This window comes from Desulforhopalus singaporensis (genome assembly GCF_900104445.1).
In the GTDB taxonomy this organism is placed as follows: domain Bacteria; phylum Desulfobacterota; class Desulfobulbia; order Desulfobulbales; family Desulfocapsaceae; genus Desulforhopalus_A; species Desulforhopalus_A singaporensis.
Genome location: NZ_FNJI01000002.1, coordinates 24,501 through 49,619 on the forward strand (window position 1 = coordinate 24,501; position 25,119 = coordinate 49,619).

21 protein-coding genes are annotated in these 25,119 nt (G+C 52.3%); 10 read left to right on the forward strand and 11 right to left on the reverse strand.

Going from position 1 to position 25,119, the window contains the following annotated elements; genetic code table 11:
- Positions 1–96 precede the first annotated feature (96 nt).
- From BLQ17_RS01245 to rpmH, 5 genes are all read right to left on the reverse strand, one after another.
- Positions 97–1,080, reverse strand: a complete 984-nt coding sequence (locus BLQ17_RS01245; protein ID WP_176761031.1) for a Jag family protein — start codon at positions 1,078–1,080, stop codon at positions 97–99.
- 141 nt (positions 1,081–1,221) lie between these two features.
- Positions 1,222–2,898: a membrane protein insertase YidC gene (gene yidC / locus BLQ17_RS01250; protein ID WP_092218977.1), complete on the reverse strand. Its 1,677-nt coding sequence runs from the start codon at positions 2,896–2,898 to the stop codon at positions 1,222–1,224.
- 79 nt (positions 2,899–2,977) lie between these two features.
- Positions 2,978–3,205 carry a membrane protein insertion efficiency factor YidD gene (gene yidD, locus BLQ17_RS01255; RefSeq protein ID WP_092218979.1) on the reverse strand — a complete coding sequence of 76 codons (228 nt, stop codon included), beginning with the start codon at positions 3,203–3,205 and terminating at the stop codon, positions 2,978–2,980.
- 7 nt (positions 3,206–3,212) lie between these two features.
- The gene (gene rnpA, locus BLQ17_RS01260) at positions 3,213–3,626 is read right to left on the reverse strand and encodes a ribonuclease P protein component (RefSeq protein WP_342674176.1); all 414 of its coding nucleotides are present in this window, start codon (positions 3,624–3,626) and stop codon (positions 3,213–3,215) included.
- Positions 3,565–3,702, reverse strand: a complete 138-nt coding sequence (gene rpmH, locus BLQ17_RS01265; RefSeq protein ID WP_092218983.1) for a 50S ribosomal protein L34 — start codon at positions 3,700–3,702, stop codon at positions 3,565–3,567. Before rpmH ends, rnpA begins: the two co-directional genes overlap by 62 nt.
- Positions 3,703–4,043: 341 nt before the next feature.
- On the opposite strand from rpmH, the gene BLQ17_RS01275 reads away from it, so the two are divergent.
- From BLQ17_RS01275 to lgt, 3 genes are read left to right on the forward strand one after another with little or no spacing between them, the layout of a single operon-like run.
- The gene (locus BLQ17_RS01275; RefSeq protein ID WP_176761032.1) at positions 4,044–4,883 is read left to right on the forward strand and encodes a class I SAM-dependent methyltransferase; all 840 of its coding nucleotides are present in this window, start codon (positions 4,044–4,046) and stop codon (positions 4,881–4,883) included.
- A gap of 31 nt (positions 4,884–4,914) precedes the next feature.
- A complete protein-coding gene (gene mnmG / locus BLQ17_RS01280; protein ID WP_092218987.1) occupies positions 4,915–6,807 on the forward strand; it encodes a tRNA uridine-5-carboxymethylaminomethyl(34) synthesis enzyme MnmG in 1,893 nt (630 codons plus the stop codon).
- Between the two features lie 31 nt (positions 6,808–6,838).
- A complete protein-coding gene (gene lgt, locus BLQ17_RS01285; RefSeq protein ID WP_092218989.1) occupies positions 6,839–7,657 on the forward strand; it encodes a prolipoprotein diacylglyceryl transferase in 819 nt (272 codons plus the stop codon).
- Positions 7,658–7,672: 15 nt separating this feature from the next.
- Here the strand turns inward: lgt and BLQ17_RS01290 are convergent, their stop codons facing one another.
- A complete protein-coding gene (locus tag BLQ17_RS01290; RefSeq protein WP_281180474.1) occupies positions 7,673–7,999 on the reverse strand; it encodes an HU family DNA-binding protein in 327 nt (108 codons plus the stop codon).
- Between the two features lie 185 nt (positions 8,000–8,184).
- Complete coding sequence (locus BLQ17_RS01295; RefSeq protein WP_092218991.1) at positions 8,185–8,853, reverse strand: response regulator; 669 nt, start codon at positions 8,851–8,853, stop codon at positions 8,185–8,187.
- Between the two features lie 775 nt (positions 8,854–9,628).
- Between BLQ17_RS01295 and BLQ17_RS01305 the strand changes: the two genes are divergently transcribed.
- The 3 genes from BLQ17_RS01305 (at position 9,629) to BLQ17_RS01315 (ending at position 15,300) form a co-directional block, all read left to right on the forward strand.
- Entirely contained in the window at positions 9,629–11,782 is a 2,154-nt protein-coding gene (locus tag BLQ17_RS01305) for a SulP family inorganic anion transporter (protein WP_092219311.1), read from the forward strand.
- A 259-nt stretch (positions 11,783–12,041) separates the two neighbouring features.
- A complete protein-coding gene (nhaD, locus tag BLQ17_RS01310) occupies positions 12,042–13,460 on the forward strand; it encodes a sodium:proton antiporter NhaD (RefSeq protein WP_092218995.1) in 1,419 nt (472 codons plus the stop codon).
- Positions 13,461–13,494: 34 nt separating this feature from the next.
- The gene (locus tag BLQ17_RS01315) at positions 13,495–15,300 is read left to right on the forward strand and encodes a YgiQ family radical SAM protein (protein WP_092218996.1); all 1,806 of its coding nucleotides are present in this window, start codon (positions 13,495–13,497) and stop codon (positions 15,298–15,300) included.
- A gap of 28 nt (positions 15,301–15,328) precedes the next feature.
- On the opposite strand, the gene epmA is transcribed toward BLQ17_RS01315, so the two are convergent.
- Entirely contained in the window at positions 15,329–16,249 is a 921-nt protein-coding gene (gene epmA / locus BLQ17_RS01320) for an EF-P lysine aminoacylase EpmA (RefSeq protein ID WP_092218998.1), read from the reverse strand.
- Between the two features lie 4 nt (positions 16,250–16,253).
- Complete coding sequence (gene efp, locus BLQ17_RS01325) at positions 16,254–16,817, reverse strand: elongation factor P (protein ID WP_092219000.1); 564 nt, start codon at positions 16,815–16,817, stop codon at positions 16,254–16,256.
- A 438-nt stretch (positions 16,818–17,255) separates the two neighbouring features.
- On the opposite strand from efp, the gene BLQ17_RS01330 reads away from it, so the two are divergent.
- From BLQ17_RS01330 to BLQ17_RS23080, 4 genes are all read left to right on the forward strand, one after another.
- Complete coding sequence (locus BLQ17_RS01330; protein ID WP_092219001.1) at positions 17,256–17,741, forward strand: metallophosphoesterase family protein; 486 nt, start codon at positions 17,256–17,258, stop codon at positions 17,739–17,741.
- 17 nt (positions 17,742–17,758) lie between these two features.
- Complete coding sequence (locus BLQ17_RS01335) at positions 17,759–18,265, forward strand: HIT family protein (RefSeq protein WP_092219004.1); 507 nt, start codon at positions 17,759–17,761, stop codon at positions 18,263–18,265.
- Positions 18,262–20,958: a DNA mismatch repair protein MutS gene (gene mutS, locus BLQ17_RS01340; protein WP_092219008.1), complete on the forward strand. Its 2,697-nt coding sequence runs from the start codon at positions 18,262–18,264 to the stop codon at positions 20,956–20,958. The genes BLQ17_RS01335 and mutS overlap by 4 nt, the downstream gene beginning before the upstream one ends.
- A gap of 211 nt (positions 20,959–21,169) precedes the next feature.
- On the forward strand, positions 21,170–23,005 hold the full coding sequence (locus BLQ17_RS23080; protein WP_092219011.1) for an N-acetylmuramoyl-L-alanine amidase: 1,836 nt from the start codon (positions 21,170–21,172) through the stop codon (positions 23,003–23,005).
- Positions 23,006–23,171: 166 nt separating this feature from the next.
- On the opposite strand, the gene BLQ17_RS01350 is transcribed toward BLQ17_RS23080, so the two are convergent.
- Positions 23,172–23,582: a F0F1 ATP synthase subunit epsilon gene (locus tag BLQ17_RS01350; protein WP_092219013.1), complete on the reverse strand. Its 411-nt coding sequence runs from the start codon at positions 23,580–23,582 to the stop codon at positions 23,172–23,174.
- A gap of 96 nt (positions 23,583–23,678) precedes the next feature.
- Positions 23,679–25,094, reverse strand: a complete 1,416-nt coding sequence (atpD, locus tag BLQ17_RS01355; RefSeq protein ID WP_092219015.1) for a F0F1 ATP synthase subunit beta — start codon at positions 25,092–25,094, stop codon at positions 23,679–23,681.
- Positions 25,095–25,119 lie beyond the last annotated feature (25 nt).

Below are 25,119 nucleotides of genomic sequence, written 5' to 3' on the forward strand. Positions count from 1 at the left end.
GTCGGGGGATACGACCTTGTCAACGACCGGCAACCGCTTGCAGAACACGCGTGGAAACTGTGACACTCCATGAGTGTAAAACGGCCGGAACCGTCGCTATTTTTTCTTCTGATTCGATTTGTTCTGGCCTGCCCGGGAACCTGCGCGCTTTTTCGGTCCTCTGTTGCGCTTGCCGGGTGTATAGATAAGTATCTTCTTAAACAGTCCGTCCCCTACCGACCTGCTGCGAATATCCTTGTCTTCCTGGAGAACCATATGGATGGAACGCCTCTCCGAAGGGTTAAGGGCGGGCAGTACCTGGGTTTTTCCTTCCTCCTTGGCAAGAACGGCCAGCTCTGCGGCCTTCACCTTCAACTCCTCAAGACGTTTTTCCCTGAAATCGCCGACATCTACGCTAATCCGCACTTTTTCTTCAACCTTGCGGATAATAATCTTGCGCAGCAGATACTGGAGGCTGTCAAGGACCTTACCCTCCATACCGGCAAGTTCCTCTTCGAACTCCCCCCTCAGGGTGCAGCCGACAGCAAGACCTTTGGTTTCTATATCGACCGACGAGGGAAACCCCATCAGCCTGACGAGGTCGAGCAGTTCTTGCTTGACCAGAGCGACAGCTTCCGGGCTTACCTCATTTTCCGGCTGCGAATCCTGCTGCTCTTGCTCGCCGCCACCTTGCTCGTCAGCTGCCCTCTGGGGTGACGGGACAGGCGGCTTCCCGGTTAGCTCTTCTGCCGGCTTGCCGTTGGTGTTTTCCCGAGCTGGAGGAGGCTGCTTCTGCGACTCCTCCTGATCCGCCTTTGGTGGTTTTTTGCCGGAAGTCTTGCTCTTGCCCTGTTTTTTCCCATTACCGCCGTTGGCGGCGATCATCTCGTCGACCTGAATAACCTCGACATCTTCCTCAGCGTCGGCTTTGACCTCCACCCGTATGTGCGCTTTTTTGCGGATAAGGCCGAAGATACCGGTCGAGCCTGTCTCTATCACCTCTATGTCGAGCTTTTCCTGCGCAACACCCAAACTCTCGCATGCCTTTCGTATCGCTTCCGTGACTTCCTTTCCGTAGAAATCCTTCTTATTTGAAGACATTACATAACCTTTCTCAATTGTATCTCTTTTAAGGCACCTTGTCCGTAATCGTTTCAGCCACCTTTTCATGAACAATAACTACGGATGCTAAAAGCACCACTGCTTCGTTCACGTCAAAAGAGGCAGACGGACGGTAAGGCGCTAGGCTGCCGCTGTTTTTTTCTCTCGATTGATCAGTACCTGCTGCAGAATGGAAAGTAAATTATTTACGAACCAGTAGAGTACCAATCCCGATGCAAAGTTAAGAAACATGAAAGTGAAAATAACCGGCAGAAACATCATGATCCTCGCCTGAGTCGGATCGGCCGTGGTGGGTGTCAGTTTCTGTTGTAAGAACATGGAAGCTCCCATCAACAAGGTCAATACCGGCAAACCTCCGAGATAGGGAATCTGAAACCCGAGCCACAAACGGTCCGGGGCGGAGAGGTCAGTAATCCAGAGCATAAAGGGCGCATGACGCAGCTCAATTGCCTGGAGAAGTACTTTGTACAGGGCAAAGAACACCGGGATCTGCAGCACCATTGGCAGGCAGCCTCCCAGGGGATTGACCTTGTACGTCTTGTAGAGGTTCATCACCTCCTGGTTCATCCTGGTGGGATCGTTTTTATACTTCTCCTTGATCTTGACCATCTTCGGCTGCAGTTTCTGCATATTCTTCATCGACTTCATTCCCTTCTGGGAAATAGGCCAGAACACACCTTTAAACAGTACGGTGACAAGGATTATGGCAATCCCGTAGTTGTGGAACACCCCGTAGAACATGTTAAGGAGCCACAGCGCCGGCTTTGCGATCAAATCAAACCATCCGAAATTAACGGACCGATCGAGGTTGAAGCCGATCTCCTTTAACATTTTAAGTTTTTTGGGACCGTAAAAGACGTGATACTTGTACTCCTTTGCGCTTCCAGGCTGAAGTGTGTCAAGAGCTCCGCCGATTTCGGAGCGGACAAGGTCCTGGGTACCCTGCATGGTAAAACTGGTCGCCGCCCCATCAAGGGGAACAACTCCACAGAGAAAATAGTTTCCTTCATATCCGGCCCAGTCGATCGCGCCCTGCATGACCTTGGGGCCCTCCTCAAACTCGTCCGCTTTTACCTGGCTCAACTCGTCGTTGAGGTAAATGGCCGGACCATTGAACAGAAATCTGTTGGCCGGCCCCGCAGTACCGCCGGTAAAAGGCTTATTGACCAGGCCGACATGCGGCGCCCCCTGGAGTATTGTACCGGAACCGTTGATCACCTTTACTGTCATATCCATGAGGTAGCTCTGGTTGTCGAAGCGGTACACCCTCTCCACCGTCAATCCGTTACCGGCTCGTCCAACCAGGTGAAGTTCGGCCTTGCTGTCGTTTGTTGACAGGGTCAGCTTGCGGCTGTCGGCGGTGTAGAGAATTTTCGTTCCCACCGCGCTTCCCCAGCTGAACTGAAGAGGAAACCCTTCGGTCGCGGATGTCTTTACCAGTTCCATCCCCTTAGAATTCTCACCCTTGGTCTCCATATGCTTTTTCAGCACAAAACTGGTGACGGTACCACCATCTTCGGAGATTGTTGCGGTATAAAGATCAGTGTCGATCGTTACTTCTTCCGGGGTGCGGTCATAAACCACCGCTTCAACCGGCGTCTTCATGATCTCTTCGGCGGGCGGAGCAGGGGAAACAGCCTGGGGAGTAGCGGAGGCTTCTTCACCAGGGGTCGTAACAGCTGTTGTGGCAGTTTCATTTTCCGGAGCAGGCTTGTCAAAACCGACGAAAAAATATTGATACCCGAGAAGAATGGCCAAGGAGATAAGGATAGCTAAAAAAGCTCTGTAGGTGTCCATGAACTGTCCATTAATGGTGGCGAAAGGGGTTTAACATCAGGATTCCGATTACACTAAACTCAACAGCGAGCAATCCCGTTTACGGCACAGGATCGTACCCGCCTTTTGCAAAAGGATGGCAGCGAAGCAGCCGCAGCAGACCGTAACCGGCCCCTCGGACAACTCCATGTTTTTCAACGGCCTCTATCATATAGGCTGAACAGGTGGGAGTAAAACGGCAAGCGGGTGGCAGGAGTGGCGAGATGAGATATTTATAAGCCCGTATGCATCCGATTAAAGCTTTTCTAAACAGAATGCCTATCTTCATTTCATCATTAATGACAACCGGTAAAGGAGGTTGTGATCTCGCGCACTGCCGTACGGATCTCGCCCGGGCTGTTCAGGGAAAAACCGGGTCTTACGGCGAAAACGATGTCCATCCCCGCAGGATACCGGTTCCTCTCAATCCTGAACGATTCCCTGATAATTCGTTTAATGCGATTTCTCTTTACCGCACCGCGAATTTTACGGTGAACGCTTATTCCGATCCGGCTTTCAGCCGTGGAATTCGGCAGGCAGATCAGACTAAACCTTTCACCGTGAAAGCGTTTCCCCCTACTGTAAACTCTATCAAACTCCCATCTCTTCCGGATGAGGTCCGTCTTCAAGAGTCTTTGATCGGCCAAGTTACGCTGAAAGTCTTTTCCGCCCCTTGGCGCGGCGTGCACGGATAATCGCGCGGCCTCCACGGGTGCTCATTCTCTCGCGGAAACCATGGGTACGTTTACGTTTTAGATTACTTGGCTGAAAAGTTCGCTTGCTCATTCTTCACTTCCTCTTACTTGAAACCCATGGCGTACCATGAAGCATTCACTGTTCTTTTGTCTGCGCAAGAATACGTTTTGAAATGTAAAATCCCTCTCTTGCCGCAGCCCGTTTATCCTGCCGGAAATATTTTCCCCATCAGGAATACAAAATTACAAAAGGAAAATAATAAACACATTATTATTCCCGTGTCAAACATTTTTGTTCTCTTCGCCAAGGGCATATTGCTAAAGGCTCAATGCTGTGCTATTCTCATCAGGTTCTGAAAAATATGCGCATCTATGTTCCGTAACAGCTACGATAGTTTCAAACCCACAACCATTCTCCAAGCCAGAGGATCCATGGTTCCTTCGACCCCTGCAATTTACCAAGACATCGACTGGGCAGCGCTGAGACAAAACGCCATGGCCAGAAAAGCCTGGAAGAGCAAAGGTCCTGAGCAGTGGGATGCCAAGGCCAAATCCTTCAACAGTCGCAACCGCAAAAACGATTACGTCGATCTGTTTCTGTCCCATCTTCCCAAGGACGACTCCTGTTCCGTTCTGGACATCGGCTGCGGGCCCGGTACCCTCGCCATTCCCATAGCCAGAAGGGCCCGCCGGGTCACTGCCGTGGATTTTTCTCCGGAGATGCTGAAAATTCTCGAAAGACATGCCGAGGAAGAGGGGCTTGACAACATCACCACTGTCTGCGCCGCCTGGGAGGACGACTGGCGAGATTACGGCATCGATACCCACGATATAGCCATCGCTTCGCGGTCGATGGGGGTTTACGACCTCCACAGCGCACTAAAAAAAATCGATGCAATATCAGCCAGGTATGTCTTTCTCACTGACCGGGCGGGAGCGACTCCGTTTGATGAGGGAGCCTTCGAGGCAATCGGCAGACCTTTTGAGCCGGGACCCGACTACATATATACCGTAAACGTTCTTTACACCATGGGTATATATGCAAATGTGTCTATCCTTGAAATCGACAAGCACGCCACCTTCAACAACCTCGAAGACGCTTTTGCCTCCTATGCCTGGATGTTTCAGGACCTCTCGCCAGAGGAGCAAGGGGCACTGCGCGACTATGTGAAAAGCAGGGTTGTCCGCCGGGGCTCTGACCATGTGACGGTAAAGCGCAAAACCCCGATCCGGTGGGCGCTGGTATGGTGGGAAAAACCCAAAAACAGATAACAACAGCAACAATCAATTCAAATCATACAACATGACGCAAGACCAATTCGATGTAATCGTCGTCGGAGCCGGGCACGCCGGATGTGAAGCGGCCCTGGCCGCGGCGCGCCTGGGGTGTACGACCCTTCTAACCGTGATCAATGCCGACACTATCGGGGCGATGTCCTGCAACCCTGCCATAGGGGGGCTGGCCAAAGGTCAGCTGGTGCGAGAGATTGACGCCCTCGGCGGGGAGATGGCAAAAAATATCGACGCCACCTCCATCCAGTTCAGGACCCTGAACACCAGCAAAGGACCCGCCGTGAGATCCTCCAGGGCCCAGGCCGACAGACTGCTCTACCGGCTGCGAATGAAAGCTGTCATTGAAAAACAACCTGGGCTATCCGTAAAACAGACCATGGTTTCGGGACTTATAGTGGACGACGGGACCGTCTGCGGTATAACCACTTCGCTTGGCGAGAGAATCATTGGCAAGGCGGTCGTGGTTGCAACCGGCACTTTCCTCAACGGTCTTGTGCATGTCGGCTTGAAAAATTTTTCCGCGGGCCGGCTGGGCGATGCCCCATCGCGAAAACTCGCCGAGTGGTTTCGCAGCAACGGTTTTGAAATGGGCCGGATGAAAACCGGGACGGTCCCTCGCCTCGATGCAACCACCATCGACTATTCACAGCTCGAGGCGCAGCACAGCGATTATCCGCCGGCCCACTTTTCTTTTTCATCGGGAGGCGGCTACACCCTTCCCCAGCTGCCCTGCTACATCACCTACACCAATGAGAAGACCCACGAGATCATAAGAAATTCGATCACCGAATCACCTCTTTATGCCGGGGTCATACAGGGCGTAGGCGCGCGGTACTGTCCGTCGATAGAAGACAAGGTCATGCGCTTTCCCGAAAAAGACCGTCATCAGATATTCGTCGAGCCAGAGGGGCTGGATACCGTGGAGATCTATCCCAACGGCATCCCCACCAGCCTGCCCCTGGCCACCCAGCAGGCAATGGTCAATTCCATCAAAGGATTTGAGAAGGCGAAGATCATCCGTCCCGGCTACGCCATTGAATATGACTATATCGACCCACTCGGGTTGCATCCGTCCCTGGAAACAAAAATGATCAGGGGCCTGTTTCTCGCAGGGCAGATAAACGGCACCTCAGGTTACGAGGAAGCCGCGGCCCAGGGGCTTGTCGCCTCAATCAACGCCGTCCGCTATACCCGCAACCAAAAGCCGCTGGTCATTGACCGCTCCCAGGCCTATATCGGTGTGCTCATCGACGACCTGGTTACCTGCGGCACCAAGGAACCATACCGGCTGTTCACCTCCCGGGCAGAATACCGCCTTCTTTTACGGGAAGACAACGCCGACGCCCGGCTGGCCCAGACCGGTTTCGATATCGGTCTTGTCACCGAAGAAAATCACAAGCGATATGTGGCCAAGCAGGATGCCATTACAAGAGGAATACAGCTGCTGGAAAACATTTTCCTGCGTCCGCAACAAGCAGTCAACGAAGCACTTGCAGCCCTCCAGTCGACTCCGCTGAAGCAGAAAGCATCCCTGGCCGACCTGCTCAGAAGGCCCGAGATAACAATGGGCTGCCTGCCCTCTTTGCCCATTGCCCCTGAAGAGCTCGCGGCGGTTGAAGCGCTTGAGAAAAGTGGTGCCAGAAACGAGATCGTGCTGCAGATTAAATTCAAGGGATATATCGACCGGCAGCAGGAACAGGTTTCACGGTTCAAGAAGATGGAGTCGGTGCTGCTTCCCAAAGATATCGACTACTCCTCCCTCTCCGGCCTGTCCAACGAAGTTGTGGAAAAACTTACCAGGGTCCAGCCGGTATCCCTTGGCCAGGCATCGAGAATATCCGGAGTCACCCCCGCCGCTATTTCCGTGTTGCAGGTTCATCTGAGAAAGTTAAAAATGCTATAGATTACCGACAGATAAAAACGCCCAGGCTCATATGTATACAATACCCTACCCACAATTCGATCCGGTGATTTTCGCCCTTGGCCCATTGCAGGTGCGATGGTACGGCCTGATGTACATTCTCGGGTTCGCGGCGTCCTACCTGCTCGTAAAAAAACAGATCAGGGATTTTTCTTTTGAAAGACTGGGCGACCATTTCGACAACCTCAACATGGTGCTTATCCTCTGCGTGGTTCTCGGCGGCAGGCTTGGGTACGTTTTTTTCTACAACTTTTCATATTATCTGGCGCACCCCCTCGAGATTCCGGCAACGTGGCAGGGTGGGATGTCGTTTCACGGCGCATGTATCGCCTTGATCGCCGGAGGATTGCTGTTTTGTAGAAAGCAATCGCTTAATTTCTGGAAAACTGCGGATATTTATGTCGCCACCGTTCCTGTCGGACTATTTTTCGGCAGGATTGGCAATTTTATCAACGGGGAGTTGTACGGACGGATAACCTCAACCGGAATCGGCATGGTGTTTCCCGGAGGCGGCCCCCTGCCCAGACATCCATCGCAGCTTTATGAAGCGTTGCTGGAGGGTGCGGCGCTTTTTGTACTCGTCTGGGCGGCACACAAAAAACCGTGGAAGGCTTCAGCACAAAATAGGCGATTGTGGCCCCACGGTTCGATACTGGCCCTTTTTCTCATCGGCTACGGCATTTTCCGGATAGTCGTGGAAAACTTCAGGCAGCCGGACCCGCAGCTGGGTTTTCTGTTCACATCGTTAACCATGGGCCAGCTGCTCAGCGGACTGATGGTGGCGGCCGGAGCCCTGCTCTGGATCATAAGGATCCGATACGCCACCATCTGAAAAGATCATCCTATCTCAGACGTCTCCCTCCTCACCGATCCTGGCACATAGATTTTTCCCCGGCCTGAATTTGATCACGTTGTGTTTGGGAATGATAATCGTCTGGCCGGTCTGGGGATTTCTGCCCTTCTGTGCAGCCCGCTCTTTTACGTTAAAAGATCCGAAACCTGACAGAGTAACCCTCTCTCCTTTCTCCATTGCCGAAGCCATCAGCGCCAAGACCTTATTCAAAGCGTCTTCAGCAAGTACTTTGGTATATCCCCCGGACTCCGCTATCTGTGCAACAAGTTGACCTTTGTTCATTGTTTTTCCTCTCTGTTTATATTGTAATAACTGGTTCATTGAAAATTTTGCTTTGTTAAAACCCGTTATTGACAAGTACCAGATCGGCAAAAAACAACAATTGGTATATATACCTATATCAAACTGATAATTATTTACAATCGGTTATTATCCACTGGTAATTCTTACATTATATTCGGGAAATCACGAAATATGGATGGTAATTTCTTTACCTTTTCTTTACATCACTCGTCAAAAATAACATATCCGTTGCGGATAACGTAGTTGACCAGGTCGACACTGTTTTTTCTGTTGAACTTTCTCAGCAAATTCGACCTGTAATGATCAACGGTTCGCTGACTCAGCTTGAGTTTTTCCGCCATTTTCCTGCTGGTCAGCCCTTTCACCACCAACTGCAGAATCTGTTTTTCTCTTCTGGTAAGTTCGCCGGTGGGACTCTTGCCGTCATTTTGAAACATCAGAATCATGTCGCTGGCAAAATCCTCTGTCATGTTGGGAGAGACATATTTTTTCCCCCTGGCAACTTTTTCCAAAGCAACCAGCAATTCGTTGTCAGGGTCGTTCTTCATCAGGTAACCGTCGGCACCTGCGGACATGGCGCTGTAAAACACCTGCTTACTCTCATGCATGGTAAGGATAAGTATTTTGATATGCGGATAGTTCTTGCGCACCAGTTTTATCGCCTCCATGCCGGCGATGCCTGGCATACTGATATCTAATATGACGATATGAACCTCAACGTTTTTCAGAAAATCGAACAGTTCGTCGCCGCTCCCCACTTCACCAACGATATCAAACCGTTTGTTTTGGGAGATTATGTTTTTTATTCCATGCCTGATGAGCACGTGATCATCGGCTAGCAGAATGCGTATATTCCCGTCCCCTTCACTCATCTTCGCTCCTTCTGACCAGAACTCGAGGCAAGCGCTCTTTCCCGTCTTTCTTTAATGGGAAGACCCCAATCGGGCATATTCGGGCTCGGATTTCAGAACGCGGTCACCAGCAAGGCCCCGAAATTTTCTCTTCAGCGTAAGTATACTCTTAGCTAACCAAATTTTTAAAAAAATTCAACTTCTCTCAGAACTGCTCCCAAATTATGACTATTCCTGCCTAATTTTCTTGACTTTATCTGAAAACACGCTTTGATTACCAGTCAAAAGAAAAATGAATCGTGATTCATCTGTAGTTACAGACGAATCACCAGGTTTTACATATTAACTATTTTCAAGAGGAGTAATTGATGGAAGAACCTATGAATCTGCCTTGGGCACCAGAGGCAATTCATCTGTTGCAGCACCACGTTTTTACAGTGGCTGATCCTGATCTCTTTCCTCCAAGCTCGCGTCTGACAGTCCTGAGAATATCCAGGGCCGACCCTTTTGCGCCCAAAGCCTCTTTTTGGGCAGTGGCAAATGACAAAGACGTCCCCCCCGGCTTGACCGGTGCTGCAGTTGATGCACAAGGCGCAGGGAACTTGGAAAGGCGGTCCGCCCAAGTGCTGTTACAACCGATGAACAGGCCCCGCTTATCACAGGACAAAACACATTGCCGGCCCATCAGCAAAAGATGGGGCATGGAACTGCCCGGAGTTGATTACATAAAAACTTAGCAGGAGTTCAGACATGCCTTTTGTTCCAGCGCATGGGCCGAACTTACAAAGGTGATAACATGATTCTGAAGCTTTTTCCATTTCTTGCCTGGTTTAAAGATTACGACGTGGGCAAGTTCAAAATTGACTTTATTGCAGGTCTTACCGTAGCACTCGTTCTTATTCCGCAATCCATGGCCTACGCCCAGCTCGCAGGGCTCCCGGCCTATTATGGGCTCTATGCCGCCTTCTTGCCCCCTATGATTGCATCTCTTTTCGGGTCCAGCAGGCAGCTTGCAACAGGCCCCGTGGCGGTTGTCTCCCTCATGTCCGCCGCATCCCTCGAACCGCTCGCCACTGCAGGTTCATCCGAGTTCATAGCATATTCGATAGTACTTGCCATGACGGTGGGTATATTCCAGTTCTCGTTAGGCGTGCTGCGCCTTGGGCTGGTGGTGAATTTCCTGTCCCATCCGGTCGTCAACGGATTCACCAACGCTGCGGCGATTATCATAGCGTCGTCCCAGTTTTCAAAATTTTTCGGCGTCTATGTCGACAAGGCGGAACATCACTATGAGACCATGATCCGCGTGGTCGCAGCAGCTTTTGATTACACCCATCTTCCGACCCTCCTCTACGGGGTGGGAGCCGTCACGCTCATGGTGGTTCTGCGAAAGATCAATCCACGCATCCCCAATGTGCTCATAGCTGTTGCAATCGCCACGGTGATCTCCTATTTCACCGAATTCAACAACGATACAAGACAGCCGCTCAGCACCATTGAAATGGCCGGAATTGACAGCAAGATCGCCGCATTCAACGAAGCGACCGCCAAAATAGAAAAACTTGGCAACCAGCGTGCCGAGCTCGGACTGCTTTTTGACGCCGAGAAAAAAAAGACCGCCCATTCCGTTTCTCATAGGATGATAGAGCTACAGAGCGAAATCGCTCTGCTCACCCTGGAGATCAAGGAGTCCAAGCACCAGAGCCACCTGCTGCGCACTGAGCTTCGCGACCTCAAGTTTGCAGCGGCAAAGCAGGATGGAAAGTACACCTTCTACCCGAAAGACGCTCTGCCCGATTCTGTTACCACCGACGGCAACACATGGCGGCTCAAGGTCGGCAACACCCAGCTCGATAGTTCCGCGCTGCTGTTTATGGGGGGAGGTGCGGTGGTCGGCCAGATCCCGGAAGGGTTGCCGCAATTTTCCGTTCCCGACCTGACGATCAAATCATTTTTAAAACTGCTGCCGACAGCAATCATAATCTCCTTGCTCGGATTCATGGAGGCTATTGCCATCGCCAAGGCAATGGCGGCCAAAACCGGGCAGAAGCTTGATCCCAACCAGGAACTCATAGGCCAGGGTCTTGCCAACATGATCGGCTCCATCGGCTCGAGCTATGCGGTCTCCGGATCATTTTCACGTTCTGCGGTCAACCTGCAGGCCGGTGCTGTTTCCGGGATTTCCTCGGTAATTACCTCCATTATGGTGGTGATCACCCTGCTCTTCTTCACCCCGCTGCTCTACCATCTGCCCCAGGCCGTTCTCGCCGCGGTAATCATGATGGCGGTTATCGGCCTCATCAACGTGAAGGGGTTCATTCATGCCTGGAAAGCCCAGTGGTATGACGGCGCGATCTCCATTCTCAGTTTCGCAGTCACCCTCTATTTTGCGCCTCACCTTGACAAAGGCATCATGGTGGGCGTCGCCCTTTCTATGGTTGTTTTTCTCTACAAGTCCATGCGGCCAGTGGTCGCCAGTCTTTCCATCAACGAGGAGAACGTCCTCAAGAGCGCGGACCATTACCGGCTCAAGGGATGTCGTCATATCTCGGTGGTTCGTTTTGACGGCGCGCTCTTTTTTGCCAATGCCAGCTACCTCGACGAGCAGGTGACAAAATTCCGTACCGAACAACCCAGCCTGCGCTATATCCTGCTCGACGCCCGCGGCATAAACGACATGGATGCGTCAGGCGAGGAAGCTCTGGCGATGCTGTGCAAACGTGTTCGCAGCGCCAGGCTCGGCTTTGCCATGTGCGGTGTCAAGGGCCAGGTACTGACCGTGATGGAAAGAACCGGACTGATCAACGAGATCGGACAGGAACACATGTTCGCCGACAGTAAGGCCGCAGTGGCCGCGCTGATCGACCGCGTCCATAAAGGAACCGATCTTCCCGAAGCAGGGTGCGACAACTGCCCGCTCACCCAGTATATTCCCGAGCCCGCAAAATAACACCGTTCGTATACTGGTGCGCTTGCCAACCCCTTTGACCAGGCCATTTCGGCCTCCGGTCAAAGGGGTTTTTTTATGAAGTTCCCGCTCTTTTTTCCCCTTACCGCTGACCACCAGCCAACATTTTTTGTTCCCTATGCCAGCTAATTTCCTTGGTATTTTGCAAGACCACATGTCTGTTCTTGCCTCCTGAAATTTTGGCTGTTATAATCGCCGGCATTGTTCAATTTCCATGCTAAATTCAATCAGGATTATTTCTATGAAAAAAATTCTCCCTCTTCTAACATTTCTTTTGATACCGGCCGGTGCAGCTTTTGCCAGCAGCGGCCATTCCACCAACGCCGCTGACATATCCGGATCATTTATGGGTATTTTCTCCATCTTCCTTTTTGTTGCCGCCTACTCGCTGGTAATCTTCGAGGAACAGCTCCACCTGAGAAAATCCAAGCCCGTGCTGCTGGCCGCCGGCGTAATCTGGGTGCTGGTCGCCGTCACCTTCACTTCACTGGGCGACAACAACGCGGCAGAAGAGGCCATCCGTCATAATTTGCTGGAATATGCTGAACTTTTCCTGTTTCTGCTGGTCGCCATGACCTATATCAACGCCATGGATGAGCGCAACGTGTTCCAGGCACTGCGGTCCTGGCTGGTAACCCGGGGGTTTTCACTGCGTGCGGTATTCTGGGTCACCGGCCTGCTCTCCTTTTTCATATCCCCGGTTGCCGACAACCTCACCACCGCCCTGCTCATGGGAGCGGTCGCCATGGCGGTGGGCGGCAAGGACAAAAAATTCGTCGCTCTCGCCTGTATCAATATTGTCATTGGAGCCAATGCGGGAGGCGCTTTCTCACCTTTTGGCGATATCACCACCCTGATGGTGTGGCAGAAAGGCGTCATCGACTTCCACGAATTCTTCGACATATTTCTCCCGTCAGCGGTCAACTGGCTGGTGCCTGCTGTTTTCATGAATTTTGCCATCCCCAAAGCAGTGCCCCAGCCCAGTAAAGACAAATACGTGATGAAACTTGGAGCCAAGAGGATCATTTTCCTTTTCCTGTGCACCATCGTCACCGCGGTATCGTTTCACAATTTCCTCCATATGCCCCCGGCAACCGGCATGATGCTCGGTCTTGGCTACCTCGGCTTCTTCTCCTACTACCTGAAGAAGAAAGAACACAGAAACTACGACGTTGACGACAATCCGCTGTCGCAGCAGACCTATCACGCAAAGCCGGACCCGTTCGATATTTTCCGCAAAGTCGCCCGCGCCGAATGGGATACCCTGCTGTTTTTCTACGGCGTCATTCTCTGCGTGGGCGGTCTCGCCCAGTTCGGTTACCTGGCCATGGTCTCGACATTCCTTTACCACGGCATGGGACCGACCTTTGCCAACGTCATGGTGGGATTCCTCTCGGCCATCGTCGACAACATCCCGGTAATGTTTGCCGTTCTCACCATGTATCCCGAAATGTCCCACGGCCAGTGGCTTCTGGTAACGCTCACCGCTGGGGTCGGCGGCAGCCTGCTGTCCATAGGATCTGCGGCAGGAGTTGCGCTGATGGGGGCCGCCAGGGGCATCTACACATTCAACGCACACCTTAAGTGGACCCCGATAATCGCTCTTGGCTATGCGGCATCCATCCTCTGCCACCTCTTTGTAAATCGGAGCTTGATGTAACGGGCCGCACGGTCCTTTCTCCTTGAGAATTGCCATGATCAGTCCCGACGCCACCACTCTTCCCATACCGATAAGTTGGGAGGAGTGTTTGGCCAGGGGGTGGAAAGATCTCGACATCCTGCTGATAACCGGAGATGCCTATATTGACCACCCCTCGTTCGGGATTGCGCTGATAGGCAGGCTTCTTACCCACCACGGGTACAAGGTAGCCATCCTCGCCCAGCCGCGAACCGACTCCACCTCAGATTTTACCGCCTTCCCCTGCCCCCGTCTTTTCTGCGGCATAACCGCGGGAAACCTCGACTCCATTGTCGCCAACTATACCGGCAACGGCAGGGTACGGGAGAACGATGCCTACTCTCCGGACGGCAATCCCTATCGCACCACCAAAAAGGAAAAACAGAACCGGCGGCGCCCCGACCGGGCCACCCTTGTCTATACCTCTCTTGCCAAGGCTGCGTTTGCCCAGACTCCTGTGGTACTCGGCGGAATTGAAGCCTCCCTGCGCAGGTTCGTCCACTACGACTACCAGCAGGCAAAACTGAGGGGATCCTTTCTTACCGACGCCAAGGCCGACATCCTCGTATACGGCATGGGAGAAAAAGCGATCCTCGAAATTGCAAAAAGACTGCACAGCAACCTCCCCCTTGACGAAATAGCCGGCACCTGCAGGCGCCTCACCGAAAGAGAGTGCGCGGACCTCTTTGGTTCAACCAGCCTGGAAAGCTCACGTGAGATGCTGGTGCTTCCCTCCCTGCAGCAGATATTGGCGGACAACAAAAATTTCCTTGTTGGTGAGACAGCGCTCGACAGACATCTGCGCGCCTACTCAAACAGAATCGTCCTGCAGAAGCAGCAAACCCATTGGGTCATCCAGTACCCGCAGCCAAAACCGCTCACCACCGCCGAGCTCGACCAGCTCTACGAATTGCCGTTTACCAGAAAGCCCCACCCTGAAAACCAGAACATTCCCGCCCATAAAATGATCGCCGACTCCGTCACCATCGTGCGCGGGTGTTCGGGCAACTGCTCTTTCTGCGCCATCACCAGGCATCAGGGGCCAGCCATCACCTCGCGCAGTGAAGCCTCTATTGTGCGTGAATGCACTGAATTTTCACGGGCCAGACATTTTTCAGGAACCATCAGCGATCTCGGCGGGCCCACCGCCAACCTCTACGGTACCGGGTGCGCAATCGGCTCCTGCAAGAAGCGGGATTGTCTCTACCCGGAACCGTGCCCCAATCTTGAGATAGACGAAAAGAGATTTCTCAGCCTTCTTGAAAAGGTCGGCAACCTTGAAAAGGTAAACCATCTTTTCATCTCCTCCGGACTTCGCATGGAACTGCTGCTGCAGACTCCCCGACTGATGAGGAAAATAATCGCCCATCATACGCCCGGGGCGATAAAAATCGCCCCCGAACACACCTGCGACGACCTGCTGGAGCTTATGCACAAGGAGCCTCATAAACTGTTGCAGAACTTTGTCACCAGATGCCGTGAGCTTGCCAAGCAGACGGGAAATAAATCTATAGAACTCACCCCCTATATCATCACCTCCCATCCCGGGTCCACCCCTGACCACGCTGGCAAACTTGCAAGCGATCTCAAAAAACTCGGCCTCACAGCCCGCAAATTCCAGGATTTCACCCCAACTCCGGGGACACTTTCAACCGCGATGTACGTGACAGGTCTTCGCGCCGACACCTTGAAACCGATACCGGTGAGCCGCAACAGGGGAGAGCGCAACAGGGAGAGAAAAATTCTCGAATCCATGTTTCACCCCAAAAACAAGGGTAGTGTCAAAAGAAAAAACGGAAGATACGCCAAGAAAAAGCGCTAAGCTCAACCGGATCCGGCGAGCAGTTCTATCAGGTCAAATCCTGCGGTGTAAAGGGGACGACCTCTTTTAATCCCCTCCCATTGACGGCAACCATCAGCAGCCGGTCCAGGCCGAGGGCAATACCGGCTGCGCTGTCAAGATGTTCAAGGTCCTGCAAGAAACGTTCAGGCAAAGCGGTCGTAACGTTACGACCCTGTTTTATCGCCTCTATCTCATCATGAAACCTTGTCCGCTGTTCCCGCTCATCTGTCAGTTCGGTGAATCCGTTGGCGAGCTCGATCCCGTTAATATAAAGCTCAAATCGTTCAACCAGGTGCGGCTCTTCATCCTTGCGCCTGGCGAGCGAGCCCAGCTCCACGGGATAGTCGTAAAGGAAAACAGGCCGCCCACCCCCCAGCTTCGGTTCGACATCCTCGACCAGGACTTCATCAAAACTTCCCTCGCGAACAGCTTGTTCCAGAGGTACCCGGCTGTATGCATCAAAAGCCTGCGCAACGGTAATCCGCAAAAAGGGCATATCCAGGTCGGTTTCGGCAAAAAAATTATCGCCGCCGGGGCCGCAGCCGATCCCGGTCGCCGTCAGGTCTTTGTCGACCGCGCGCAGCAGCTGTTCGCAATCATCCATAAGCGCATGATAACGGGCACCGCGCCGATACCATTCGAGCATCCGGAACTCTTCCATGTGCAGGGTACCGATCTCGTTTTTTCGAAAGCATGGACATATCTGGAAGATATTGGTCAGGCCCCGGGCAAGCAGCCGTTTCATGCAGAGTTCGGGAGAGGCTTGCAGATACTCGCCGTCAGCCTCAATCGGGACTATGTTGGCTTCGGGGATGACCACCGGTTGCCGGACAGGAGTATCGACTTCCAAAAAACCCTTATTCTTGAAAAAGAGCCTGACGGAATCGAAAAAGGCTGCCCGCAGCTTCAGCCTTTTTTCACCGAGCATGAAACTATTCTTTCACCCGGGTGACATACTCCCCGGTCCTGGTATCTATCTGGATCTTGTCGCCTTCTTCCACGAAGGGGGGGACCTGGAGCTGATAACCGGTTTCCACGGTCACCGGCTTGGTATCGTTACCCGAGGTGTCGCCCTTGGCCCACGGATCGGCCACGGTTACACTCAGGTTGACAAAGATCGGCAAGGTCACGTCGATCGGCAGGCTTTCAAAAAACAGGACTTCGACCTCCATGTTGTCGATCAGGTAATTCTTGTTGTCACCGAGCTGCTCCGCGGTCAGAAAGAGCTGTTCGTAATTGTCGGTATCCATGAAATGGTACTCGTTATTCTGGTTGTAGAGATACTGCATTTTTCTCTCTTCCAGTTCTGCCTTTTCAAATTTATCATTTGACCGGTAGGTCTTGACCAGCTGGTTGCCGGAGATCATGTTTCTCATTTTACAGCGATACAAAGCCTGTCCCTTGCCGGGCTTGGAAAACTCGAAATCCGTAATTATGTATGGGGCTCCATCGATCTGCAGTTTCAGACCTTTTCGTAAATCAGAAGCGTTCAGCATCGTACATCTCCATATTAGCTCAATAGTAAACCGACAATCCGGCTGTTTAGACAATTCTCAGGCATCCGTAGCCTTTCAGCCTCGTTGTCTGCGCAAAAGGCGCAAAATCGACAGGCTGCTGATCACTAAACGTCATAGTATACCTGCCTTGATAATCTTTTTCCAAGTAATATTTTTTAAAATCAATATCCAGGCGGTAAAACGCGCCTTTATACGGGGGGCAGATGCTGGTCCGATATTATCAGGCCATTGTCCCAAAGGGTGCTGACACGTGATAGCTATTCGCCTGGAAATATAATGTTTTCACGATTTCACTCTTGCTTTACATCGGGGTTTCAGGTCGCGAGCAGAGGTGGTAGACCGATGGCAAATTTGTCTTTTTTTCAATGCACATGAAAAATTCACAGGTATAATGAAAGACTTTTCAAGGAGGCAGACATGATCAGAGTCGGAATTCTATCGGACACCCACCTCCATCATCCTGATGGAGAATTTATAACAAGGTGCAGGAGCGCTTTTGCATCATGCACCGCGATAATCCATGCCGGAGATCTCACCAGCGTGGAGATTCTTTCCGCGTTTCAGGGCAAAAAAGTATACGGCGTCCACGGAAACATGTGCAACCAGATGACCCGTATGACTCTTCCGGAAAAACAACAGGTACGACTGGGTAAATTTCTCATTGGCATCACCCACGGAGCAGGCCCCAGACATAATATCGAAGAGAGGGTTTTCGACCTTTTCCCGGAGGCGGACTGCATAATTTATGGCCATACCCATCAACCGATCTGCCATTACCTGGGCACCACTCTATTGATAAACCCCGGCAGTTTCATGGGAACAGGCCGATACGGCGCGCCCGGAAGTTACGCGCTGCTCACCGTTGACGACAACGGTCTTGACGGTAAAATTTTCTCGTTTTGACAAGGACGCGTTCGATTATGAAAACTCTATGGACTCCATGGCGTATCGACCATGTCCTGAAAAATGTTGTCAACGGCGGCGGCTGCATATTCGAGCCTGCCGGCAACGCCAGCCATGCCAAAGAAGACCTGCTTCTCTACCGCGACCGCGACTGTGTGGTGCTGCTCAACCGCTTCCCGTACGCCAACGGTCACCTGCTGGTGGCCCCGGCACGCCACATCAGCTGTATCACCGAGCTGAGCAGTGATGAAAATTTACAGGTGATGAAAATGGTGGGGCAATCCACAGCTATCCTGAAAAAACATCTTAATCCCGACGGGTTCAACATCGGGTGCAACCTCGGGGCCATCGCCGGGGCCGGAATTGCGGATCATCTGCACTTTCACGTTGTTCCGCGATGGACAGGTGACCATAATTTTATTACGGTTGTCTCCGAGGTAAGGACCATCCCGGAGCATATCGAGACCACTTTTGACAGACTTATTCCTGATTTCATTAGTCTTTATACCAACAACGCACAATGATTACTGCTTCAAAAGAAGGAAAGACAGAGAGGCCGGTTAAACTCACCCCGATGCTGCAACAGTATATGGATATCAAGCAGCAGCATGAAGACGCCATCCTTTTTTACCGGATGGGCGATTTTTATGAGATGTTTTTTGAAGACGCGGTCATCGCATCAAAAATCCTCAATATCACCCTCACCTCGAGAAACAAGAAAAGTGACCCGGTACAGGTGCCCATGTGCGGGATTCCCTACCACGCGGTGCAGAATTATCTGTCAAAACTCATTGAGGCCGGACAGCGGGTTGCCATCTGTGAACAGGTAGAGGATCCGGCAGATGCCAAAGGCATAGTAAAACGCGACGTAATCCGCATCGTCTCTCCAGGCGTTGTAACAGACGACCAGCTGCTCGACGATAAGAGTAACAACTACATCTGCGCCCTGAATTTGCGGGAGAAAGGAAAATCGTCGAGTTGCGGGGTGAGTTTTCTCGATATCAGCACCGGTGAATTTCTTATCGGTGAATACAGTGGCAACGGCCAGGAGCTCACCGACGTTCTCGATCAGGTAACCAGGCTGCAGCCGGCGGAGCTGCTTGTTGCACAAAACTCCACCAGTGTTGGAGACACCCTGCTTGGTGAAATCAAGGCGTTACTGCCTAGAATCTGCATCACCTCAAACGGAGGCGACAGCTCCGGGCTGGACAGTGTCCCGGCGGCAAGAGAGATGCTCTGCGACCATTTCAGTGTCGTCTCCCTGGACGGTTTTGGCTGCGCAACATTCAATGAAGGTGTGCTGGCCGCAGCGACCTTGCTCGACCACGTCCGGAAGACCCAGAAAACCGCGGTTGGCCATATTGAGAAACTGACCCCCATCGAAACCGGTGCCATCCTCCACCTCGACGAAGCGTCTCGTCGCAACCTGGAACTGACGCAGACCATAGTCGGTGCCAGCCGGCAGGGATCGCTTATCTCGATTTTGGATCAGACCTGCACACCGATGGGAGCAAGGCTTCTCAAAAATCATCTTCTTTTTCCCCTGCAGCAGCAGGAGAAAATAATCAGCCGCCTTGACGCCACCACTTATTTTTTCAAAAACAGTCATTCACGAAAAGAATTGCGAGCCCTTCTGGAATCGGTCTACGACCTCGAACGGTTAAACAGCCGCATGACGCTTGGATCCGGCAACGGCCGCGATATGATCGCGCTGAAAACCTCTCTTAGTGCACTGCCGCAGATTCTGTCTGCGCTCAAAAATTGCGATACCTCAGAACTTCTCGATATCCGGTCCCGTTTCGACTGTCTCACCGATCTTTACGACCTGCTTGAACAGGCAATCGCCGAGGACTCCCCGGTGACCCTCAGGGAGGGCAACCTGATCAAGCAGGGCTACAACAAGGAGCTTGACGAACTGGTTGCGCTGCAGCGTGACGGGAAAAAGCTTATCCTCGAACTTGAAAACAAGGAGCGAAGCGCCACCGGAATTGCTAAACTCAAAGTCGGTTTCAACAGGGTTTTCGGATATTTTATTGAAGTGAGTAAAGTTCATTCGGACAAGGTTCCAGAACACTATATACGCAAGCAGACCCTGGTCAACGCAGAGCGGTTCATCACCGCCGAACTCAAGGAATTTGAGGAGAAGGTGCTCGGCGCCCAGGACCAGCGGGTGGAACTGGAATATAACCTTTTCGTTGCAATACGCGACCGGCTCGCCGCCAGCAGCAGCAGGCTGCTGCAGACGGCCAACCTGCTGGCCCGGCTCGATGTTCTGCTCAACAATGGCGAAGTCGCCCATAGATACAACTACAGACGCCCGGAAATCAACGGTGAAGATGTCATTGAGATAGTAGAAGGACGACATCCGGTGATCGAGCGCATGATGCCCAGCGGCGAATTCGTTCCCAACGACGTCTATCTTGACCAGAAAAAAGATGAGGTGCTGATCATCACCGGTCCGAACATGGCGGGTAAATCTACTGTTCTTAGGCAGACTGCACTTATCGTGCTGATGGCGCAGATGGGCTGTTACGTTCCGGCCGAAAGTGCCAAGATTGGCATAGTCGACCGCATTTTCACCCGGGTTGGGGCCATGGACAATCTCAGGCAGGGACAATCGACGTTCATGGTTGAGATGAGCGAGACAGCCAACATCCTCAACAACTCCACCGAACGCAGCCTTGTTATTCTCGATGAGATCGGCCGCGGCACCTCGACCTACGACGGATTGTCCATCGCCTGGGCGGTAGCGGAAAATCTCGTCAATAAAAATGAACGGGGGGTAAAGACACTTTTTGCCACCCATTACCACGAATTGACCGAACTCGCCAAGTCCCACAGCCGGGTGCGCAACTATTCAATTGGTGTGCGTGAGTGGCGGGGCAACATTATTTTTCTGCATAAACTTGTGAAGGGGGGAACCAGCAGAAGCTACGGAATTCAGGTGGCCGCCCTTGCAGGGGTGCCCCAGGAAGTAGTGTTGCGTGCCAAGGAGATTCTAAAGGATATTGAGCTGGGCAAGTTTGCAAAGACAACCGGCGGCGAAAAAAACCCTCGAATCACCAGTAAAAACAGGAAACACCCCGACCAGTTATCGCTTTTCTCGCCCCCGCCGGACAGGATACACGAGCTGCTGGACGCAATCAGCCCGGATGAATGTTCACCCATGGAAGCGCTCAACACCCTTTACCGGCTAAAAGAATTGCGAAAACAGTAACTAGCCTGAAAATGCAGTGCGTTAATGCTTTGCCATGACTGTTTCTTTTTTGTATAGTGTTGTTATTTTCCGCAGTTGCGCAACCAAAATCTTCAATTTCGCCAGGCGCCGCTTCGGGGCGCTGTTGATACCGTGTCAAAGCAATCGGTGCTGCGAACTGAAGTCAATATGTGCCTAATGTCAGTCAAGTCGGGATAGGTTTGTACAGCTCATGTATCGATTTTTTTTAACCAGTCTTATTGCGGCGCTGGTCCTTGGCATTGGAGCCGGTAGAATCCTTGGTGATGATTTCGGCCCGGCCTCCGGACTGGAGATTGCCAAGCGTTACGACGAGGCCAAATTTTTCTACACCCAGCTGCAGACCAACCGCAAAATGGCCTCGTCACGAGATAACTGGCTCAAGGGAACCAGCAATTTTCGCCGGATCTACCTGGCAGGTCCAAAGTCAGACTTCGCCGCAGCCTGTCTCTTCATGCTCGGCCGCCTCTACGGTGACATGAACGACCGGTTCAATACCCCCAGAGATCTAGAGGAATCGGTCTCCTATTTTGAGGATATCGTAAGGCTTTTTCCCGGGCACAAGTTGGCCGATGACGCCTATTACACCCTTGGCACTATCTACCTGAACAAAAAGAAAAACCCGCAGAAGGCTGCCGAGTTCTACGCTGTTATCGTCACCGATTATCAGTCCGGTGACATGCATCCCCAAGCTGAAAACCAGCTGAAAATACTTTCCAAGGAACACAACATCGCCCTGCCCGGTGCAATGATGTCCGGGAACAACCTTACCAATCAACTCAACTATGTACTCCCGGTGAAATACTGGTCATCAAAAACATACACCCGGGTGGTTATCATGGCATCGGGCCCGGTAAACTATAACGATGTTCTGCTGGAAAAAACCGGGAGACGGCCGGCACGGCTCTATATAGATTTCAAGAAAAGCTACATCGAACCCCGCTACCGCAGCCCTGTTCCCATTGAGGACGGGCTGCTAAAACGGATACGTACCGGTCAGTTCAGCCCCGATACGGTTCGCGTGGTGCTCGACATCGAATCGCTCTCCAGCTATAAGATATTCAGTCTTCCCGATCCTTTCCGGGTCGTTATTGATGTTCGAGGTGAAAACGGCGTTACCGGGAAAAAAGTTGCAATTTCAGCCTCGGCACAGAAGAGGATCTTCATCGCGCCAACAGGACGCAACAGTCGGCTTGTTATTCTCAAGGGCAGCAAGAAAACAGTGCCCGGACGCAACAACCTGAGAGCTGTCGCCGATATTGACAAGGTCAGCGGCCATGGATTCGCGTTCCAGCCCAGCCTGGCCCAGCAGTTGGGGCTCGGGGTGAATAAGATTGTTATAGATCCCGGACACGGAGGCAAGGATCCCGGCGCTTCTGCCTACAATCTCAAGGAAAAAGATATCGTTCTGAGGCTTGCCAGGCTGTTGTCGCCGACACTGAAAAAAGAGCTGGGATGCGAGGTTATCCTCACACGGTCATCAGATGTGTTCATCCCCCTTGAAGAGCGCACGGCCATTGCCAACACCGAAAATGCCGACCTTTTCGTGTCGCTGCATATCAACGCCCACCCTTCCGGCAATGTCCGGGGATTCGAAACATATTTCCTCAACCTGAGCACCAACGCCGAAGCGATGCGTGTAGCGGCTATGGAAAACGCGACCTCCACCCACCAGATGAGCGATCTCCAGGATATTCTGTCGGACATAATGAAAAATTCCAAGATAGAGGAATCGTCAAGACTTGCCCAGCACGTCCACAACTCTATCCTGGATAAGGCCAAGCAGAACGGTTTCAGCAAGCTCAAGAACCTGGGGGTAAAACAGGCGCCCTTCTACGTACTGATCGGTGCCCAGATGCCGGCTATCCTCCTTGAGATCGCCTTCATAACCAACCAGGATGACGTGAAGAATCTGCAAAGCGACCAGTTTCTCGATATGCTTACCAGGGAAATCACCGCAGGGATCAGGAATTACGTCAACAACACAACCGCAGGTTACCTGGGGTTTACCACCGGTACATTGCAGTGACGACCTCGCCTTGCAGGGGCATCGGCCTATGACAACCGCTGTAGTGTGGCTGTATTTGTGACAATCATCCCGCCCTCCACCGGCGCCACGGCCAACGAACAAAAAAAAAGGGGCGCTCCAGTCTTGGAGCGCCCCTTTTCATTCTTTGCAGAACCTGGTCCCGCTTTTACATCTTTGCAACCTTCAGTCTTGCCAGGGCTCTCTGGAGGGCTATTTCGGCCCTCTTTCTGTTGAAATCCTCGGTCTGCTGCGCAGCCTGAGCAAGCCGTTTCTCCGCCCGCTCTTTTGCACGCATCGCTCGCTCTACATCGATTTCACTTCCCTTTTCAGCACTCTCAACGAGAAAGGTGATTTTGTTGTTTGAAACCTCACAAAATCCGCCACTGACCATAAGGGCCTCTCTTTTCTTACCATTCTCGTAGGTCAGAGTACCAATTTTTATGGTAGACAGAAAAGGCGCGTGGTTGGCAAGTACACCGAAGTCACCACCAAAGCCGGGGGCATTTACTATATCGACATCTTCGTCGACTTTTGCTCCGGTCGGCGTTACAACTTCAAGTCTTATCTGTTGTCCCATCGCACTGTCCTCTTAAGCAAATTGATTGACCAGCAAGACCGGCGTCAGCAACCTGTACCGGTCTCCTGTCGTCGTTACCGTTGAACCGGCAACCTCTTATCCCTTGGACGCGGCGTCTTTGGCGACAGCCTCGTCGATTGAGCCGACCATATAGAAGGAGTTTTCATTGAGATCGTCGTGTTTACCCTCAAGAATCTCCTTGAACCCCTGAACCGTATCGGCAACCTTTACGAACTTACCTGGCATACCGGTGAAGACCTCGGCAACGGTGAACGGCTGCGACAGGTATCGCTGGACTTTCCTGGCACGGGAAACGAGCATCTGGTCTTCCTCAGAGAGTTCGTCCATACCAAGAATGGCGATAATGTCCTGAAGATCCTTGTACTTCTGCAGGGTAACCTGGACACCCCTGGCTACCTGGTAATGCTCTTCACCGATTACGTTCGGATCAAGGATCCTCGAGGTCGAGTCGAGCGGGTCAACCGCAGGATAGATACCGAGCTCGGAAATCTGACGGGACAGAACAACGGTACCGTCAAGGTGAGCAAAGGTTGTCGCCGGCGCAGGGTCGGTCAAGTCGTCAGCAGGTACATATACGCACTGTACTGCGGTAATGGACCCCTTGGTGGTCGAGGTGATCCTTTCCTGCAGGGCACCGAGGTCGGTTGCCAGGGTCGGCTGGTAACCAACGGCTGAAGGAATACGCCCGAGCAGAGCGGAAACCTCGGAGCCGGCCTGGGTGAAGCGGAAGATATTATCTACGAAGAAGAGCACGTCCTGCCCCTCTTCATCACGAAAATATTCAGCCGCAGTCAGACCGGTAAGAGCAACACGGGCACGGGCTCCCGGAGGCTCGGTCATCTGGCCGTAAACAAGGGCCGCCTTGGGCAGAACACCGGAATCCTTCATCTCATGGTAGAGGTCGTTCCCTTCGCGGGTACGCTCACCAACCCCGCAGAACACCGAGATACCGCCGTGGTGCATGGCGATATTGTTGACCATCTCCATCATGATAACCGTCTTACCGCAACCGGCGCCGCCAAACAGTCCCATTTTACCGCCCAGAGGGAAAGGTACCAGCAGGTCGATAACCTTGATTCCGGTCTCGAGGACGCGAACTTCGGTATCCTGCTCGGTAAATGCGGGAGCATCGCGGTGAATCGGCAGCTTTTTATCGGACTCGATCGGACCAAGTCCGTCAACCGGGCGACCGACAACGTTCATGATTCTGCCAAGAGCCGGCGCACCGACCGGAATTTCGATCGGACGGCCGGAATCCCTTGCTTCCATTCCGCGTACCAGACCGTCGGTTGCGTCCATGGCGACACATCGGCAGACGTTATCTCCGAGATGCTGGGCGATCTCGATGACCAGGTTGTCTTCCACGTCGCTGATACCTGGATTGCTAACCATACAGGCATTCATGATAGCAGGCAGATTGCCGGGCTCAAACTCCACGTCAACAACAGGACCGATTACCTGTATAATTTTTCCTATTTTCTGTTCACTCATTGGGCCTTACCCCTCCTCAAAAGTC